The organism is Ruegeria sp. CDSA079 (genome assembly GCF_059612245.1).
This window is the reverse complement of record NZ_JBXWQF010000014.1, coordinates 37,030-53,731: the sequence shown is the minus strand read 5'-3', so window position 1 is coordinate 53,731 and position 16,702 is coordinate 37,030. Positions and strand designations below refer to the sequence as shown.

Below are 16,702 nucleotides of genomic sequence, written 5' to 3'. Positions count from 1 at the left end.
CATGCCAGCCTGGCAGGCCGATATCCTGATGTATCATTCAATCTCGGATGCGCCGGGACCGACCTCAATCGCGCCCGAGGTGTTCAAGGCCCAGATGCAGGCGCTTGCGGACTCGGGCTTACCGGTGGTGACGCCAGATGCGCTGGCCAACCCGCCTGCCCCCCGCGTGGTCATTATCAGCTTCGATGATGGGTTTGAAGATTTTGCCGATACCGCCTGGCCGATCCTGCGCGATCATAATTTTACCCCGATCATCTATCTTCCCTCAGGTCGGATGGGCGGCAGCGACAGCTGGGCCGGGGGCAACATCCCCACCCGCCCCCTGATGGGATGGGATCGGGTCGAAGCACTGGCTGATGAAGGGGTGTGTTTCGGGGCGCATAGTATCAGCCATCCAGACCTCACCACGCTGGAACCTGAGTCACTTGAGGATGAGATAACCGGCCCCGGTCAGGACATTGCCGCCCGGCTGGATCGGCCCATTCGCCATTTCGCCCCCCCTTATGGGGCATCGAATCCGACCATACGCGCGCGGATTGCCCGACATTACGACACATCGGTCGGCACAAGGCTGGGCGTGGCAAAAGAGGGCGATGATATGCACGATCTCCCGCGGCTCGAGATGTTCTATTTCTCTGACATCACCCGCTGGCAGGCGCATCTTGCAGGGCGCGGTGGACTCTACTTGGCAGCGCGTAAAGTGATGCGCGGCGTGCGGGCGGCCATTCGGAGGAAGCCTTGGTGAGCAAACCTTTTTTATCCGCGCCTATAGCCGGAGGCGTGGGACAGATTGTACACTCCGGCGCAGTGGCTCTGAACAAGTGACAGGTATATAGATATGCACATTTTGGTGACCGGCGGGGCTGGGTTTATCGGCTCTCATCTGACGGAAAGACTGATCGGGGATGGCCATACCGTCACAGCTCTCGACGACCTGTCGACAGGGCTCATGTCCAATCTGACCAGCGTTGCGGATCACCCGGGGTTCACCTTCGTCAAAGGCAGTATCCTGGATCGCCAGCTGGTCGCCGATCTGGTTGGACCCGCGGATGTGGTGTTCCATCTGGCGGCGGCTGTTGGGGTCAAGCTGATCATGGATGAACCCAGCCGGTCGATTCTGACCAATGTTGCGGGCACGGAAAACGTTCTGGATGCCGCGCTGGTGGACAAGACACATACTTTCATCGCCTCCAGTTCCGAGGTCTATGGCAAAAGCACCAATTTCCCCTTTCAGGAAGAAGGCGACCTGACCATCGGCGCCACCCGCAACCTGCGCTGGTCTTATGCCTGCGCCAAGACGCTGGACGAGTTTCTGGCACTGGCCCATGCGCGGGAATCCGACCTGCCTGTCACGGTTTTGCGGTTCTTCAACACCACCGGCCCGCGTCAGACCGGGCGCTATGGGATGGTGCTGCCGAACTTCGTCAAATCCGCGCTGGAAGGCGCGCCGCTGATGGTGCACGGCACTGGCGAGCAATCGCGCTGCTTCGGTCATGTGGCCGATGTGGTCGAGGCCATGTGTCGCCTGATGACCCTGCCCGAGGCGCGTGGTGACGTGTTCAATGTCGGCACCGATCAGGAGGTCACGATCCGCGAACTGGCTGAACAGGTCATCCGGGCCACCGGCTCCAGTTCGAAAATCCAATGCGTGCCGTATGACACGGTCTATCCCGAAGGGTTCGAGGACATGCAGCGCCGCCTGCCCGATGTCTCGAAACTGCAGCGCGTCACCGGGTTCCGTCCGATGCGGACGCTGCAGCAGATCATCGATGACATCGTGGTCGAGATGACCCGCCCGGTTCCCGCATGAGGGCGCATCTGTTGGCACGGTCGGGCCGCACCCCGTGACCGATCTTGTCATCGGATCTGGGCCAGCAGGCGTATCGGTGGCCATTGCCCTTCTGAACCGTGGCCGTCAGGTTTTGATGATTGACGGAGGCCAAAGACTTGAAGCCCCCGCGCAGGACCGCCGCGACCGGCTGGCGGCTTCGGATCCTGAGGGCTGGTCTGCGGACGATATTCGGACCTGGCAGGCCCCTCAGTTCGACACGCCGCCCGGACAGGTGCGCCGGTTCGGGTCCGACTTTGCCATGGTCCCAGGTGCAGAAACACTGGTTGCGCCGGATCAGATCGGATTGCGCGCCTCACATGCGGCGGGGGGCTTGTCCAACCTTTGGGGGTCGGCGGTTCTGCCCAACCGGGATGCAGATATCACCGACTGGCCGCTGAGCGCGCAGGATCTGGGCCCGCATTACCGGGCGGTTGCCAAATTTCTACCGGTTAGCGGGCGAGAAGATGCATTGCAGGCCCTGTTCCCCACCTTTCCGATGCGGAACCGTGTTCCGTTGACCCCATCGCCTCAGGCCGAGCGCATTCTGCACCGTCTGGAACAACACCAAAGCAGCCTTGCGGGATTAGGGGCCTCTGCCGGAATGGCGCGGCTGGCTATCAATCAGGGCTGCCGCTATTGCGGCCAGTGCCTGCATGGCTGCCCCTGGGGGTATATTTATTCGGCCAAACAAACGCTTGAGGACCTGCGCAGCCACACGGCGTTTTGCCACCGCAGTGGCCTCGCCCATGGCTTTGAGGAGCAGGCCGATCATGTCACGGTCCGGCTGGCCGGCGGCGAAAGCCTGAAGGCTGATCGTGTTTTTGTCGCCGCAGGCGTTCTGGAAACGGCACGCCTGCTGCTACTGTCCTCTGCAGCTCCCGCTGCCCGTCTGCAATTACGAGACAGCCAACATTTCTTCCTGCCCAGCCTGCACCGCTGGCGCGTTCCACGCCGCCCTGATCAAATCCCCTATCACACTCTGCCACAGATTTTCATCGAACTGGATGACCCCGATCTCTCACCCCATCTTGTGCATAGTCAGATCTACACCTGGAATGAGTTTTACGCCCAGGATCTGATCCGCAGCTATGGCGCAAAGTTGCCCGGCTCTGCCCCTATATGGCACATGCTGGCCCGACGGCTGATTGTTGCGCAGGCGTTTCTGCATTCCGACCACTCCGCCCGCATTGATCTAACCCTGGCCCCCGACGGGCGGCTTGTATCCACAGTCAGACCCAATAACGCAACCGAGCAGGTCATGGCGCGGGCTACATCCCGGCTAGCGCAGGTGCTGAAGCTGACCGGGCTGATGCCGCTCAACTTTGCCCGCCGTCCCGGCGATGTAGGGTCAAGCTTTCATGTCGGCGGCTCGGTGCCCATGGCCAAAACGCCCCGCACCGGACAGTCGGATATTCTGGGTCGGCCCAAAGGGCTGTCGCGGGTGCACCTTGTCGATGCCTCAAGCTTGCCCAGCATTCCGGCCACAACCATCACCTTCTCGGTCATGGCCAATGCCCACCGGATTGGAACGTTGGCCCCCTGACGCCTAACCAACTAGCCTAGTCCAATTCCCGAACGAGGCGAATGGCATGCCCATAGCCACGGTTGTAGTGATGTGGCCCAACACGGAAAGCCGATCGGTTCTGCCAGGCCGGGGAAGCCGGACCACCTCCACGAACTGTCCGAAATTCGCACGCATCCTGCACATAAGGAGAGCCGTCGGTTTTCACGGGATCGTGATAAGCTTCGTGGCAATCCTCGACCCACTCAAATCCGTTGCCATGCATATCATAGAGCCCAAAATCATTGGGTGGATGCTGACCGACGGGTCCAGGCTTGCGCTCAGACCATATAGAAGAACAGTTGACACAGATCGCGTTGTTCTTGCCAATGTCGTTGCCCCATGGGAACCGCGTTACCGAGCCGGCCCGGGCGGCGTATTCCCATTCGGCATCCGTTGGCAAACGATAGGTGTACCCGGTCTTCGCGCTCAGATAAGCGGCATATGCTTTTGCGTCACTCCACTCGACCTCGGTCATAGGCTGATCGTCGCGATAGCTCGCTCCCCAGTCGGGAAAAAACGAAGCACGCCCGGTTATTGATGACCATTCCGGGTCTTCCTGAGCCTGCCGCCACTGCCCATACGTAATCTCATAGCGAGAATAGGCCAACGGACGTGAAATGTGCACCAGACGCCTCGGACCCTCGCGGTTAACCAGCTTCAACTGAGTCCGAAGGGGCGTGTGACTAAACAGATGTGCATGGCGGCCCTTTTCAAAAATTGGGGAACCCAGCAGGAAATAGCCCTTTGGAACCTCAATCATTTCTGGGCAGTATATGCAGTCGCGAAAGACTCGGCCGGGTGTAACCATCTGAAAACCAGGCTGATGCAATGGAAGAAATTGAGATGTTATAAAAAGTGCGGTTCGTTGCAGCGTTGAAAGATCTGGTTCAGGCAACTGGTCCTGATCCGTGGTTGCGCGTATGGTGGTTTCAAGATCGCGCAGCGCGGTGTTGGCAACAACGATCATTAAGATGGCCCCAGCCAGCAGCGCAAGGACCACCAAAAATCCCGACAACATAATCCCGAACAACCGCAACACCCATCGGGCAATTCGCCCAAAAAAAGAACCTTTCTCGGGACCGGTCGAAATTCTATTAAGTGCCATTGGAAATCCCTTCCTGATTGTCCCGAAGGCTAGCAGGTATTTGATTTACGAATCCGATCTCAAACGCCCCAGCCTCCAGCGCCCTGGCCAGCGCGCGGTCACCCTTGCCATGCGCCGCGCGGGCCAGGGCGGCACCGTATGCCTCGAGCACCGGGGTTTCGTGCCAGATATTCAGAAATGCGTTGCGCGCGGCCATGCCCTGCCTCGCGCGTCGGTTGGGCTGAAGTTGAAGGTCGCGCATGGCCGCGATCAAATCATCCTCGGCCTCAAACAGATCTCCGCCCCCTGCCCTCTCGACGATCTCGGGGAACGGGCCCAGCCGCCGGGCAATCACCGGCGTACCCAGCCGGAAGCTTTCGATCAGGATGATGCCGAATGTTTCGTAACAGACCGAGGGTACGATCAACCCCAGCGCTCCGCGATAATAGGCGTTCAACTCGTCAGGCGTCTTGCGACCCAGGAATTGTATCCGGTCATTGCCTGCCCCCTGTGCCTTCAGCTCATCTGCGTAATCGCCATCACCCAGGATCAGCAGATCTGCATCCGGGTAACGATCAAAGGCCGGAAAGACATCCTGCAGCCCTTTGATCTTTTCCAATCGCCCGACAAACAGGAAATAGGGGCGGTCATGTGCTGCCGGTTCCGGCAAGGCGCTCTGATCGAGATCGGGCAGGAAATAGGGCAGCACCTGCATCTCCTGCCGCAGGCCAAACTCGCGATGTTTGGCGCGGCTGAACTCGCTTTTGGCGATGATCAGATTCATATGATCCATCGCCCGGTCCAGCGCGCCGGTATAACGCCACAACTGCGGCGGGCGTTTGTAATTCAGCACACAACGCAGGCACTGGCGATCCTCGCACAACTCGCGCCCATGCCGCCACAGAACATGGGTCGGACAGACCAGCCAGTGTTCATGCGCCTCATAAACCTTCAGCCCTTCGCCCATCGGCAACAGGCCGGGTCCGCCGATCAGGGATGTGTTGTTGTGCCAGATGATATCCGGCTCCCGCTCGGTCAGAATCTCGCGGATGCGGGCGGCGTGCACAACCGGGCGGCCAAGCTGCTGGGTCAGCAGGTTCGACATCATGCCATTGCGGCTGCGCAGCCCGATCCGCCGCACCCCGTCGGGCGCCCCTTCGGGCTGGGGTTTCCCGCCCAGGATCAGATAGCTGTCCTCGTCATGCACCACCGTCACGTCATGTCCGCGCGCCACAAGCGCCCGCGCCATGCGCTGAATGCCAATGGCATCACCGCCGAAAGAGTATGGCGGGTAAAATGTTGTGAACATCAGAATACGTAATGACTGCATACGAATTGCACCGGATTACTAATAACTGTCCGATATGAAACACGATCCCCGCAACAATCGAAAGACACAAGCCACGCGGTTGCCCGGTTTCAGACCGGTGTTGCGGGCTTGCTGCAGATAAAAGCAAGCTGCGGTGGTCCGTCATCATGACATGGGCAAATACTCTGAGCGTGGTATGATCGCCGGGTTGTTTATAGATTTGGCCCTGACCCACATACGATGCAGATCACCCCTTGCTCCAATCCCCTTCATGTCGTCGAAATGGGCTCTCAGTTTGGCATGGGCGGCATCACCCGGCATATCCTTGGGCTGAGCGACTGGCTGGAGGCCAGAAACCATCGCATCACGCTGGCAGGCACCGCCGATATCTGGGCGGGCCCGGACCGGGGGGCAAGGTTCCTAGACCTGCCCACCCGCTATGTCGCGGGCGAAGGCGGCAACATCGTCAACCGGTTGCGCCATACGGTCGGCGCTGCCTGGCGGCTGCGGCGCTGGTTGGCGGAGAATCCGGTCGATTTGATCCATTGCCACGAATCTGCGCCTGCGCTGGTTGCCAATCTGGCCTGCACCGGACGACCCATCCCGGTTGCCGTCACCTATCACGGATCGGAACCCGAGCGGATTGCCGCCTTTGGTCGGATTGCCGCCAAATGTGATCTGGTGATCACGCCAAGTCATCGCTCGGCCGAAGATCTGGCAACAATCGGCAATGTGCCGAAGGACAAGCTGAAGGTCATCGGTTTGGGCGTGTCCCCTCCGCCCAAGGACAGCGTGGAAGATATTGCCAAACTACGGGCCAAACTGCTTGGAGATGGCGAGCGGGTGATCCTGACACTGGCGCGTCTGCAACCACAAAAAGGGATCGACATTCTGATCGACTGCGTCGCTCGGATGAAAGAAACCCATCCGGGTTACCGATTTGTCGTTGCGGGTGATGGGCCAGATGAGGCGCAACTGCACGCTCTGGCGCAAGAGAAAGGGCTTGGCAAACATCTGCAGTTCATCGGCCGGACAGATAAACCGATCCGCCATCTGCGCGCCGCTGACCTGTTCCTGCTGACGTCGCGGTGGGAGGCATTACCCTTCACCATCGCCGAGGCATTTCAGGCCGGAACGCCTGCCGTGGCAACCGCTTGTTCCGGCGTGGTTGAACTGATCGATGACAGCGTTGGCGCGGTGGTGCCTATCGGCAATATCGATGCCATCTGTACGGCTGTGGCGGATGTCCTATCGGATGAAGGCCACAGGAAAACTCTTGCGGAAAACGCGTTGACACGCAGCCACGAGGACCGGTTCGATCCGGATTGGGTGCATCGCCAGTTTGAAAAATCCTATTACGATCTGGCGGGACGGTCGCAGGGCTGACGCCCATTCGCGCGTCAGCCCTGCGTACGGTCTGCGGTGACTTTCTCGGCGATCCGCGCGCCAGCACGGGCGGACAGGGCCATGATGGTCAGGCCGGGGTTCTGGAACGGATTGGTCGGGAAGGACGCCGAGTCCGTGACATGGACATTGGGGCAGTCATAGACCTCCAGATCCCCGTTCAGCACATGCCGGGCCGGATCATTACCCATGCACGCGCCTCCGGTTTCGTGGATGGATGATCCCGGCTGCAAGGCCCCGTCGGGGGTATAGACCAGCGGCCCGGCCATTTTATAGGCCAGTTTCGATATAAGGCTTTCACGCCCCAGCAGATCATCGGGCAAGCCAAAGGTCTGTGACACGTCCTGCAACGCGTCTTTCATGTCCTGCACCATCGCGCGTTCATTGTCGGAATGGCGCAGCGTGACCTTTGGCGCGGGAATGCCCCAGGCGTCGCGTTTGTTGGGGTCAAGCTCCACTCGGTTTTCCGCACGTGGCAAAACCTCTCCGATCGCCATGAAGAACCACCCAGGCTCGATCCGACCGACGGAGCCCAACAGAGAATAGCTGCGCAGGAACCCACAACCCTCACGGCCCCCACGGTTACGGAAACCAGGGATATAGATGCCAGACTGAGCGCCGAAATCATAAGGATCATGGTCCGACCCCAGACCTTCGATTTCAGGCAGGGTGCCCGCCCGAAAGACCATCAGGTGATCCGATAGGTAGCGCCCCAGATTACCCGATGAATTACCCAGCCCCCGCTCATGCCGTGGCCCGTGAGAGTTCAGCAGAAGCCGTGCGGATTCAATGGTCGAGGCGCAAACTGCAACCACCCGGGCCGTAACGGTGTGTTCCTGTCCGCTGGCCGTGTCGATGTATTGGACACCCGTCGCCAGACCTGTTTGCGCATCGGTCACGATCCTGGATACCAGCGCACCGCTACGCAATTCGAAATTCCCGCTCGCCTGCGCTGCAGTCAGGGGCAAAGGTGTTCGCGAGTGCACATGGCGGATGATCCGGCAGGTGGTGGCTGGGCGATCCGGCCATTTCTGCGCTAGCTCAGCCATGACCCGGCGCTCGGCTTTGGTCAGGGGGTGCGGTGCGTCGTAGATACCATCGGGCAGATTTTCGATCTGCGCCGCTTCTCCCGCGACGCCCAGGAATTGTTCGACCCGGCCATACCAGGGATCGAGATCAGCATAGGAAATCGGCCAACTGTCTCCGAACCCGTCCTGTTCGGCAGCCTTAAATTCCTGATCTGACAGGCGCAACGCATTGCGCCCCCACAGATGCAGCCGCCCGCCGACTTGTCGGGACCGGAACCAGTTGAAATGGCCCCCCGACGGCGTGGAGTAAGGGTTCTGTCGATCATTGACGAACAGATGCTTGGTCAGGGGCGTGAACGACATGCAGCGCGCCTGCACATGTTGGCCGCGCAGGATCGCCATGACACGGCTGAGGATGCTGACACGGGACCCACCGGCGCGGTCGCTGTCGGGGAAGTCATCCTTGGGGTCCAGCGCGCGCCCGGCCTCCAGCATCAATGTCCGGCAGCCACGCTCGCTTGTTTCCTTCGCAACCCATCCCCCGGCAGCGCCGGAGCCAATGACGATGACGTCGTATTCTGGTTCGGGTGCCTGCATCGTTCAGGGCCTGCGCGTGATGTAGCCCCAGACCTCGCCACAGGTCCAGGCGATGGTCAGGATGATGATATAAGGCAGCGCGGTCAGGTATCGCAAAAACCGCCCCTTGCCCGCCTGTGTCACACCGTGGCGCACCCAAAGAACCGGTGGGATCAGCGGGCTAGACAGGATATAGGCCAGTCGTTTCGGACCACTCATATGCATCGCCCGGATATGGCCGAACAGGCGACCCCAGTGAAACCGTTCCGGTAAAAGCTGGCTCAACCGGGCCGGCGGGCGGACATGGTCGACAACCAATTCATTGGACAGCAACAGCTCTTCGCCCTGTTCGATCAGAAACCAGTGAACGACCGGCTCGCGAAAGCGCTCTTTCCACAGATGGCGGGTCGCCTCCAACGCCTTCCGGCTATAGGTCACGTTCACGTCCGAGACCCATTCCACCGGGCCGCTGTCAAACGGCAGCCCGTAGCGGCCGAAATCGGTCACATAGAACGCCCAGTTGAGCAGCGAGACAGGCTCTTTGCAGTCGATGGCCCCGCCAATGACATTCTTGCCGGTTTCCGCATGCAGGCGCATGACGGTGCGGGCCCAGTCGGGATGCGGATGCCCACGATCTTCGAGGATTGCGATCACGTCGCCGGTGGCGGCGGCCAACCCTGCCGCGCGCCTGCGGTCAAACAACTCATGCTGGCCCGCCTCGGATGTAATGGGGCGGGCAGGTGTGATCGGCCCGAGGTCCAGAAAATTCACATCCGGGAACTCCGCCGCGCAATCAGCGGCACCCGAAACGCTCGCGTCATATGGTACGATGATTTCCAGCAGTAGTGGGTCTTCGAATGCGGCGACCGACACTAGAAAGTCGCGCAGATAAGAGCCGCCATCGACAATTGTAACAACAATGGAAAGCGTTGGATGATCTGTCACCGCATGCTCCTGCAACTGGAAAAATCCTGCCTCTTCAAGGCAAATACTGACAAGGCCCGGTCGGGGTGCCAAGCGCCATCTGGAAACCGGTCAGAGGTCATGTGGCCATGTCCCCCAGCGCCTTGAGCGTCACAGGCTGGCCGGATGCACTGCTTTCGCGCACCGCATCCGCAACCTCGATCGCCCGTAGGGCGGCATGGCCATCGGCAATACGCAAACCCGCTTTTCCCGCGCAAAGGCCAACAAAATTCTGCAGCTCATCAGCAAAAGATAGCAGCGCCGTGGTTTTCCAAGATTTCAGCTTTTCCCGCAGCATGATTCCGGGATAGCGGCGATGCTGGCGGGTGGGCTTGCTGCCCGGGCGATCCATGGTGATCAACAATGTCTCCATCGGCGCATAGGCACCGCGCACCATACCTTTGCTGCCATAGACCTCGATCTGGCTTTTGTAACCTTTCCAATCCGTCCAGGTCGCCTGATAGATCGCCGGGATGCCCTCGGGGCTTTTGAAGATAGCCATTGCATTGTCTTCCGAGCCCGGCTCGTTCCAGACCTTTTCGGTGGCAACCCCGTAAACGCTGGTGATTTCACCCAGCATATGGCGGGCCATGTCGATCATGTGAATCCCCACATCCCACAGGGCGCCACCGCCCGAAATGTCGGATTTGTATTCCCAGTCATGCACGAATTTCGTCAGGCCCTCATGTCCGCCATAGATCCGCACATGGTCGACCTCTCCGATCTGGCCCGACCCGATGACGTCTTTCACATATGAGAAGGCCGGATAATAGCGCATGTTGAACCCGCCGCCCAAAGCCCTGCCCGCCGCCCGGGCTGCGGCAACAATCCTGCGACTGGCTTCGGCCGTGTTGGCCAGCGGCTTTTCCGAAAGGACATGCAGCCCCCGGTCAAAGGCGGCCATGCACAAAGGTTCACGCACATGCGCCGGTGTCGAGATAACAACCGCATCCATGCCGACATCAAAAAACCTGTCCGCATCGGTAAAGGCCGGCGCACCATTGGCCACGGCTTCGGCCCGGTGCATGTCCATATCCATAACTGCGGCAAGCGTGGTGTCGGGGTTGTCGATAATGGTCTGCACGCGCATCTGCCCGATCTTGCCGGCTGCGCCGATCACACCGATCCTCATAAAATTCCTCACTCAAAAACCTTGGGGTGTTACACCCCCGACATCTATAACAACAGATCATCTGTTAGCGGAGTAGCATGCACAACCACCCTGCGCTAGGCTCCTGAGGCGCAACGATTTCATGCCTTGATTTGAATTGAAGAAGGATTCGCAACAGTGAACTTCACAAGCTTGGAAAAACTGCAGGGGCAGACGGTATTTGTCACCGGCGCAACGGGATTCCTTGGAGCGCGTCTGGTTCCGGCCCTTTTAGAAAACGGGGTGCGGGTCACAGCCCTGTTGCGCAGCCGTCATGGCGCGAACGATCTGGAGGCGAAAGGCGTCACCGTTGTCACCGCAGCCCTTGGCGACCGGCCCGCGGTAACAAAGGCCCTGCGCGGTCACGACATACTGGTCCATCTGGCCTATGACGTGCGCGCCACGTCCGAAAAGAACCTGTCGGATTTCACCGCGCTTATTAGCGCGGCACAGGATGCTGGCATCGGGCGAATCGTCCATACCAGCTCTATCGTGGTTTATGACGTCTGGCCCAACGAAGGTCTGGATGAAACCAGCCCCATGCAACGCCCCGGCGGCAGCCCTTACCGGCAGGCCAAGATTGAGATGGAGAAACAGCTGATGGCCGGGCGGATCCCGGCAGCCATCCTGCAACCGACCTTGATTTACGGGCCTGGCAGCGCACTGTGGACCGATCAGCTGACGGAAAACCTTGCCGCCGGAACACAGATCCTGCCGCAGCCCGAAGGCCTGTGTAATGCCGTGTTCGTCGACGATGTGGTGCAGGCCATCCTCAGGGCGGCGGCGCTGGAAGATCTGGGCCAGGAACGCTTTGTCATCTCGGGGCCTGAACCGGTGGCTTGGTCCGACCTGTTGTCGGGCTATTCCCGGATCATCGGCAAGGGCGAACTGCGGTTTGAGCCTTATCAGGCTCTCTCGGACCGATTGGGCCCCGAGCCCGATCACGACGCGAACCCCGAGACGCTTTCGGTTGCGGCCCGGATCAGCGCGCTTGGCCGGACCCTGCTAGGGCACGAGCGGTTCGAGGCGCTAGTACGCACCATCAAACGGCGCGCGCCCTCGGGCGATGGCGCGGCCTATCCCGACCGGCATCTGCTGGACCTTTTTGCTGCCAAGGGCGGGTGCAGCATCACTCATGCGCAAGACCGGCTGGGCTATCAGCCCGACTATCCGCTTGAAAAAGGTCTGGCAGGGACAGCAGATTATCTGCGGGGCCGATTTGGCTGAGCCATCCCCTTCATTTGAAACGCAACCGTACCGCCCGGATTTCAGGGCCGCTATCAAGGCAAAACCATGCTGCATATCGGTGTAGACGCCAGTTCCTGGGAAAACGAACGTGGCTTTGGAAGGTTCACCCGCAATCTGATCCCTGCGCTGGCTGCCCGGCAATCGGGGTTCCGCTACACGCTGCTGTTCGATCAGGAACCGAAGCGCCCCGTGCCGGAAGGTGTCGATATCCGGATCGCTAGGTCTGAAAGGTCGATGTCCGAGGCCTCCTCTGGCGCTTCGGCACGCGGCGGGGCGGATCTGATGACCATGGCCAGATCCGCGCGGCAGATGGACTGCGATCTGTTCTTCTACCCGGCGGTCTATTCCTATTTCCCGCAACTGACCAGGCGACCGTCGGTCGTGTGTTTTCACGACACTATTCCCGAACGCTTTCCCGATCTGATCTTTCCCAAAAATTTGAACTTCCGCCTGTGGCAGGCGAAATGCTGGCTGGCCAGGAAACAGGCCACGCGGATCATGACGATCTCGCAGGCGTCCGCCGATGATCTGGAACGCATCCTGCGCATTCCCGCCGCGCGCACCGACATCATCACCGAAGGGGCCGAGCCGGTCTTTCGGCAAATCCACGACACACAGTTTCTGGCCCAAGCGCGTCAGGCATATGGCGTTCCGCCCAATGTCCCTTTGCTCGTCTATGTGGGCGGGTTCAACCGGCACAAGAACGTGCTGCGCCTGATCGAAGCGATGCCGGCCATTCTGGGCCATGTGCCAAATGCACGTCTGGCCATTGTCGGACGCACCACTGGCGCGCGGTTCTGGGACAATATCGAAGACCTAAAGGCCAGCGCAGCCGCCGATGCGGCCCGGTCCGAAAGCATCGTATTCACCGGTGAAATCGACGACCCGGATCTGGCCGCCCTGCTCAATACCGCCGATGCGCTGGTGTTCCCTTCGCTGTGGGAAGGGTTCGGCCTGCCCGCGCTTGAGGCGATGTCCTGCGGCACCCCGGTTCTGTCCTCGGATCGCGGCAGCCTGCCCGAAGTGGTGGGCGATGGAGGGCTGTATTTCGACCCCCTGTCCAGCCAAGCACTGGCGGATCAGGCCATCCGGTTGCTGACCGAACCCGGCCTTCAAAACGACTTGTCGCAAAAGGCGCTGGCACAGGCCGCAAACTTCAGCTGGGACAAAGGCGCAGAATTAGCGGAAGAGTCTTTCCGACGTGCACTGCGCTCGAAATAATAAAAATATCGCCCCGATTCACTTTCCCCAGAAACTCTCAACAATTCCTTCTATGGCTGAAAATTAAGGCCACTTTGGAAACACAGTGCCGCACTCACGAACCGGGCTGACAAATCTATTGGATTCGCTCTCGTTCCGCCCTATCCGTGGAAAGGGCCGGAATTCCCGAAGGCTTTGCCGCGAATTGATTTCAGTCTGACTTTGTACGACCAGGATAGATTATGAACTGTGAAACCTCACATCATCAGTCCCTCAGACAGCGTATTGCGGCGCGCGATGCGCGGGTTGCCGTGGTGGGGCTGGGCTATGTCGGCCTGCCGCTGGCGCTGACGGCCTATGACGAAGGGTTCGACACCACTGGCGTTGACCTCAACCCCGACCGGGTGGCGCGGATCAATCAGGGTGATCAGGTCATCTCGTACCTGGCACAGGACCGGATCGCGCAGGCGGTGGCCAGCGGCAAGTTCCGCGCCACGCAGGACGCTGCCGCGCTGGCCGAGGCCGATATCGTGCTCGTCTGCGTACCAACCCCGCTGACCGATGCACAGGATCCGGACATGCGCTTTGTCGAGGCGGCGGCCCAGACCATCGCGCAGCATTTGCGCCCCGGTCAGATGGTAGTGTTGGAAAGCAGCGTCTGGCCCGGCGCCACGACCACGCTGGTTCAGCCGATCCTCGAGGCGGGCGGTCTGCGCGCAGGCAGTGATTTCTTCCTGGCGTTTTCGCCCGAGCGCGAAGACCCCGGCAATGACAAATTCGACACACACAGCATTCCCAAGGTGGTCGGTGCCGACGATCCGCTGTCGCGGCAACTGGTCGAGGATTTCTATCGCGCCATCGTCACCAGCGCCGTGCCGGTCAGCTCGGCCGCCACGGCCGAGGCGGTGAAACTGGTCGAAAACAGCTTTCGCACCGTCAATATTGCGCTGGTCAACGAATTGAAGACCGCGCTCGAAGCAATGGACGTGGACGTCTGGGAAGTGATCGAGGCCGCGGCAACCAAGCCGTTTGGCTTCATGCCTTTCTATCCTGGTCCCGGAATTGGTGGGGCCTGCATCCCGGTGTCTCCGGCCTATCTGGCCTGGCGCGCCGCGGATGCAGGATCTGATACGCCGCTGATCAACCTGGCCCGTTCCAGCAATGACGCGGTGCCAGAGACGCTGGCGGCACGGATGGCGGCAGAGCTGGCCGCGCGCCACGGGTCCGCGCTGGCGGAAACCGGGCAGCCCCTGACCGGGCAGCGCATCCTGCTGATGGGCATCGCCTATAAGCGCGATGTCGAGGATACCCGCCGCAGCCCGGCGCTGGTGCTGCTGGACGAGCTGGAGAAGCTGGGGGCCGAGGTCGAGTATCATGACCCCTATTTCCCCCGCCTGCCCGAAGGCGGCGAATACCCGCAGCTGGCGGGGCGGACCTCGCAGCCACTGACGGCGGACAACCTGAAACGGTATGCCGCCGTGGCCGTAATCACCGACCATAGCGCGCCGGATTACGATCTGGTTGCGCGCGAGGCGGCGCTGGTCTTCGACACGCGCAACGTTTTTGAAAAAGCCGGGATCAAGGTGGCGGGCGGGCGTTTGGTCAAGATGTGACCCTCCGGGGTCATCCATCAAACCTTTGATCATTCAATGGCCAAAGCGCACGCTCGTCTGCCATTTCATCCAAATGATCGCGGATTGACAGTGCGGTGCCATAGGCGGACCTTTGCACATTTTCAGGGGTCGTGGACGTTCTATATTGCTGTCACAAAAGTTTTAAGGAACTATCTGCTCAGACATATTCATGTCTCAATAAATTATAAGCAGTGTTGCGCGAGTAGTGGAGCAAAGCTCCATCAGGTAAAAATAACCAAATTTTAACCTTTAGTGGTCCAAAGTTTTGCCATGATTTCATCGCGGAATCATTTTGGGTATCTGCCCAATGGCATAGCTGCACCTGCTCGGGGACTAGCCAGACCAAGACCATAGCTGGAGGACTTGGAGAACATGATCGGAGTTATCGGAATAGCCATTCTTGTCGGCCTGTGCGCCGCTGGAGTTGCTTTGTTCTCCGGTGCGTCCATTCTTATGGCACTGGGCAGCTACATCCTCTTTGGCTGGCTCTTCATCATTGCGGCTCTCATCGTTGTTGTCGCTGTCAAAGCCGTGAAGGCACGCGGGCAAAAACAAAAACCCGCCTATTCCAGCTAAGCGCCTAGTCCCGCCCGGCGACCCGCTTGGCCACATAGCCTAGAAACGCCCGTTGCGGGTTTCTGATCTGTGGGCGGCCCGACGCGGCCCAATAGGCCAACCAATCCGCCTCCAGCGCATAGACATCGCGGCCCGGTGCCATTGCTCGGGCTTCTTCCAGAGCACCTGACGGCAGGACTGGTTTGTCCGGCCCCTCGACCACCTGATCGCGGCGCGAGAAGCGGATCAGGTCGCCAGGCTCTTCGGTCATCTCGTAATCGGGCAGGTGATCGGCTGCGATCATGTCGCGGATCATCTTGCGGAACACCCGCCGGGGTGAAGCCGAGCCCGATTTCTTCAGCAGCACCTCGACCGAGATCCGCCATTCGGGCTGGCGGCCGCAATGTTTGCGCGCCAACTCATAGATGCGCCGTTCCAGCGGTTTGCGCAGGCGGAAGTAATCGCGGCTGAGGGTCAGGACCGATTTTGCCAGCACCGCGCGAAACAGCCAGTCCGACAGTTTCACACTGACGCTGACCATCCGGCCCGCCCGGGTGTGCCGCACGATTTCCCAGCTTTCGATCAGGCCAAACCCGGTGGTGGTTTCCTTCTCACCCGTGACAATGTTGGTGGTTATCCTTGTGCCGGCCAGCCGCTCGAACGCTTCGCGCAGACGCTTGTAGCCATCACCGCTGGTTTCACGGTTGGTGGCCACCATCAGATCATGCGCTGTCAGATGCAGCACCCGGCTGACCGTCCGGCCCGCATTGATCGCCGCCATCAGCTGGCTGATGCAAAAGATCAGGATGTCCTTGTCATGGATCGTCGCCAGCCCCCGCACCGAAGGCGTCACCGTGATCTCAACCCCGTTATGTTCGTAATTGAGGATCCGACGATCCGGCCGGGTCGAGAGCGAAAACATCGGATGCTCCATCGAGCCCATATCTGTCTTGGGCAGCGCATCGAAGATATCGCATACAAAAAAATCGCCCGTTGGGTGCCGGTCAGGCAACAACGCCCCCGACCCGCTCATACTGCCCTGCCCATATGTCCTGCCCGAATCTTTGTTCGTGGTTTTATTGACGCTCACCGTAGAGTTATCCACAGGAGGCGTAAAGCCGCCGGAACGTGGGATCAGAGTCACTGCAACGTGGGA

The 16,702-nt window shown here is 60.0% G+C and carries 14 protein-coding genes; 8 read left to right on the top strand and 6 right to left on the bottom strand.

The annotated features are described in order from the left end of the window. Position 1: 1 nt before the first annotated feature. The 3 genes from AC2FJZ_RS15060 to AC2FJZ_RS15050 all read left to right on the top strand — a co-directional run bounded on the left by AC2FJZ_RS15060 (position 2) and on the right by AC2FJZ_RS15050 (position 3,374). Positions 2–745, top strand: coding sequence for a polysaccharide deacetylase family protein (locus AC2FJZ_RS15060; protein WP_496778604.1), 744 nt, complete (start codon positions 2–4; stop codon positions 743–745). A 93-nt stretch (positions 746–838) separates the two neighbouring features. Beyond that, entirely contained in the window at positions 839–1,810 is a 972-nt protein-coding gene (locus tag AC2FJZ_RS15055; RefSeq protein WP_496778602.1) for an NAD-dependent epimerase/dehydratase family protein, read from the top strand. A gap of 34 nt (positions 1,811–1,844) precedes the next feature. Further along, complete coding sequence (locus AC2FJZ_RS15050) at positions 1,845–3,374, top strand: GMC oxidoreductase (protein WP_496778600.1); 1,530 nt, start codon at positions 1,845–1,847, stop codon at positions 3,372–3,374. Positions 3,375–3,390: 16 nt separating this feature from the next. Here the strand turns inward: AC2FJZ_RS15050 and AC2FJZ_RS15045 are convergent, their stop codons facing one another. Both AC2FJZ_RS15045 and AC2FJZ_RS15040 read right to left on the bottom strand, forming a co-directional pair. Beyond that, positions 3,391–4,500 (bottom strand): formylglycine-generating enzyme family protein, encoded by a 1,110-nt coding sequence (locus AC2FJZ_RS15045; protein ID WP_496778598.1) that lies wholly within the window; start codon positions 4,498–4,500, stop codon positions 3,391–3,393. Further along, entirely contained in the window at positions 4,490–5,809 is a 1,320-nt protein-coding gene (locus AC2FJZ_RS15040; protein ID WP_496778596.1) for a glycosyltransferase, read from the bottom strand. The genes AC2FJZ_RS15045 and AC2FJZ_RS15040 overlap by 11 nt, the downstream gene beginning before the upstream one ends. Positions 5,810–6,028: 219 nt before the next feature. Here AC2FJZ_RS15040 and AC2FJZ_RS15035 point away from each other — a divergent pair, with 219 nt between their 5' ends. Beyond that, positions 6,029–7,174 carry a glycosyltransferase family 4 protein gene (locus tag AC2FJZ_RS15035; protein ID WP_496778594.1) on the top strand — a complete coding sequence of 382 codons (1,146 nt, stop codon included), beginning with the start codon at positions 6,029–6,031 and terminating at the stop codon, positions 7,172–7,174. A gap of 14 nt (positions 7,175–7,188) precedes the next feature. Here AC2FJZ_RS15035 and AC2FJZ_RS15030 read toward each other — a convergent pair whose 3' ends face one another. The 3 genes from AC2FJZ_RS15030 to AC2FJZ_RS15020 form a co-directional block, all read right to left on the bottom strand. Beyond that, positions 7,189–8,817, bottom strand: a complete 1,629-nt coding sequence (locus AC2FJZ_RS15030; protein WP_496778592.1) for a GMC oxidoreductase — start codon at positions 8,815–8,817, stop codon at positions 7,189–7,191. Between the two features lie 3 nt (positions 8,818–8,820). Then, the gene (locus AC2FJZ_RS15025; protein WP_496778590.1) at positions 8,821–9,741 is read right to left on the bottom strand and encodes a glycosyltransferase; all 921 of its coding nucleotides are present in this window, start codon (positions 9,739–9,741) and stop codon (positions 8,821–8,823) included. Positions 9,742–9,838: 97 nt separating this feature from the next. Beyond that, on the bottom strand, positions 9,839–10,891 hold the full coding sequence (locus tag AC2FJZ_RS15020; protein ID WP_496778588.1) for a Gfo/Idh/MocA family protein: 1,053 nt from the start codon (positions 10,889–10,891) through the stop codon (positions 9,839–9,841). A 156-nt stretch (positions 10,892–11,047) separates the two neighbouring features. Here AC2FJZ_RS15020 and AC2FJZ_RS15015 point away from each other — a divergent pair, with 156 nt between their 5' ends. From AC2FJZ_RS15015 to AC2FJZ_RS15000, 4 genes are all read left to right on the top strand, one after another. Next, on the top strand, positions 11,048–12,136 hold the full coding sequence (locus tag AC2FJZ_RS15015; RefSeq protein ID WP_496778586.1) for an NAD-dependent epimerase/dehydratase family protein: 1,089 nt from the start codon (positions 11,048–11,050) through the stop codon (positions 12,134–12,136). Positions 12,137–12,202: 66 nt separating this feature from the next. Next, positions 12,203–13,378, top strand: a complete 1,176-nt coding sequence (locus tag AC2FJZ_RS15010; protein ID WP_496778584.1) for a glycosyltransferase family 4 protein — start codon at positions 12,203–12,205, stop codon at positions 13,376–13,378. Positions 13,379–13,599: 221 nt separating this feature from the next. Further along, positions 13,600–14,970, top strand: coding sequence for a nucleotide sugar dehydrogenase (locus AC2FJZ_RS15005; protein ID WP_496778582.1), 1,371 nt, complete (start codon positions 13,600–13,602; stop codon positions 14,968–14,970). A 393-nt stretch (positions 14,971–15,363) separates the two neighbouring features. Then, positions 15,364–15,567, top strand: a complete 204-nt coding sequence (locus tag AC2FJZ_RS15000; RefSeq protein WP_496778580.1) for a hypothetical protein — start codon at positions 15,364–15,366, stop codon at positions 15,565–15,567. A 4-nt stretch (positions 15,568–15,571) separates the two neighbouring features. On the opposite strand, the gene AC2FJZ_RS14995 is transcribed toward AC2FJZ_RS15000, so the two are convergent. Then, positions 15,572–16,579, bottom strand: a complete 1,008-nt coding sequence (locus AC2FJZ_RS14995; protein ID WP_496778578.1) for a replication initiator protein A — start codon at positions 16,577–16,579, stop codon at positions 15,572–15,574. Positions 16,580–16,702 lie beyond the last annotated feature (123 nt).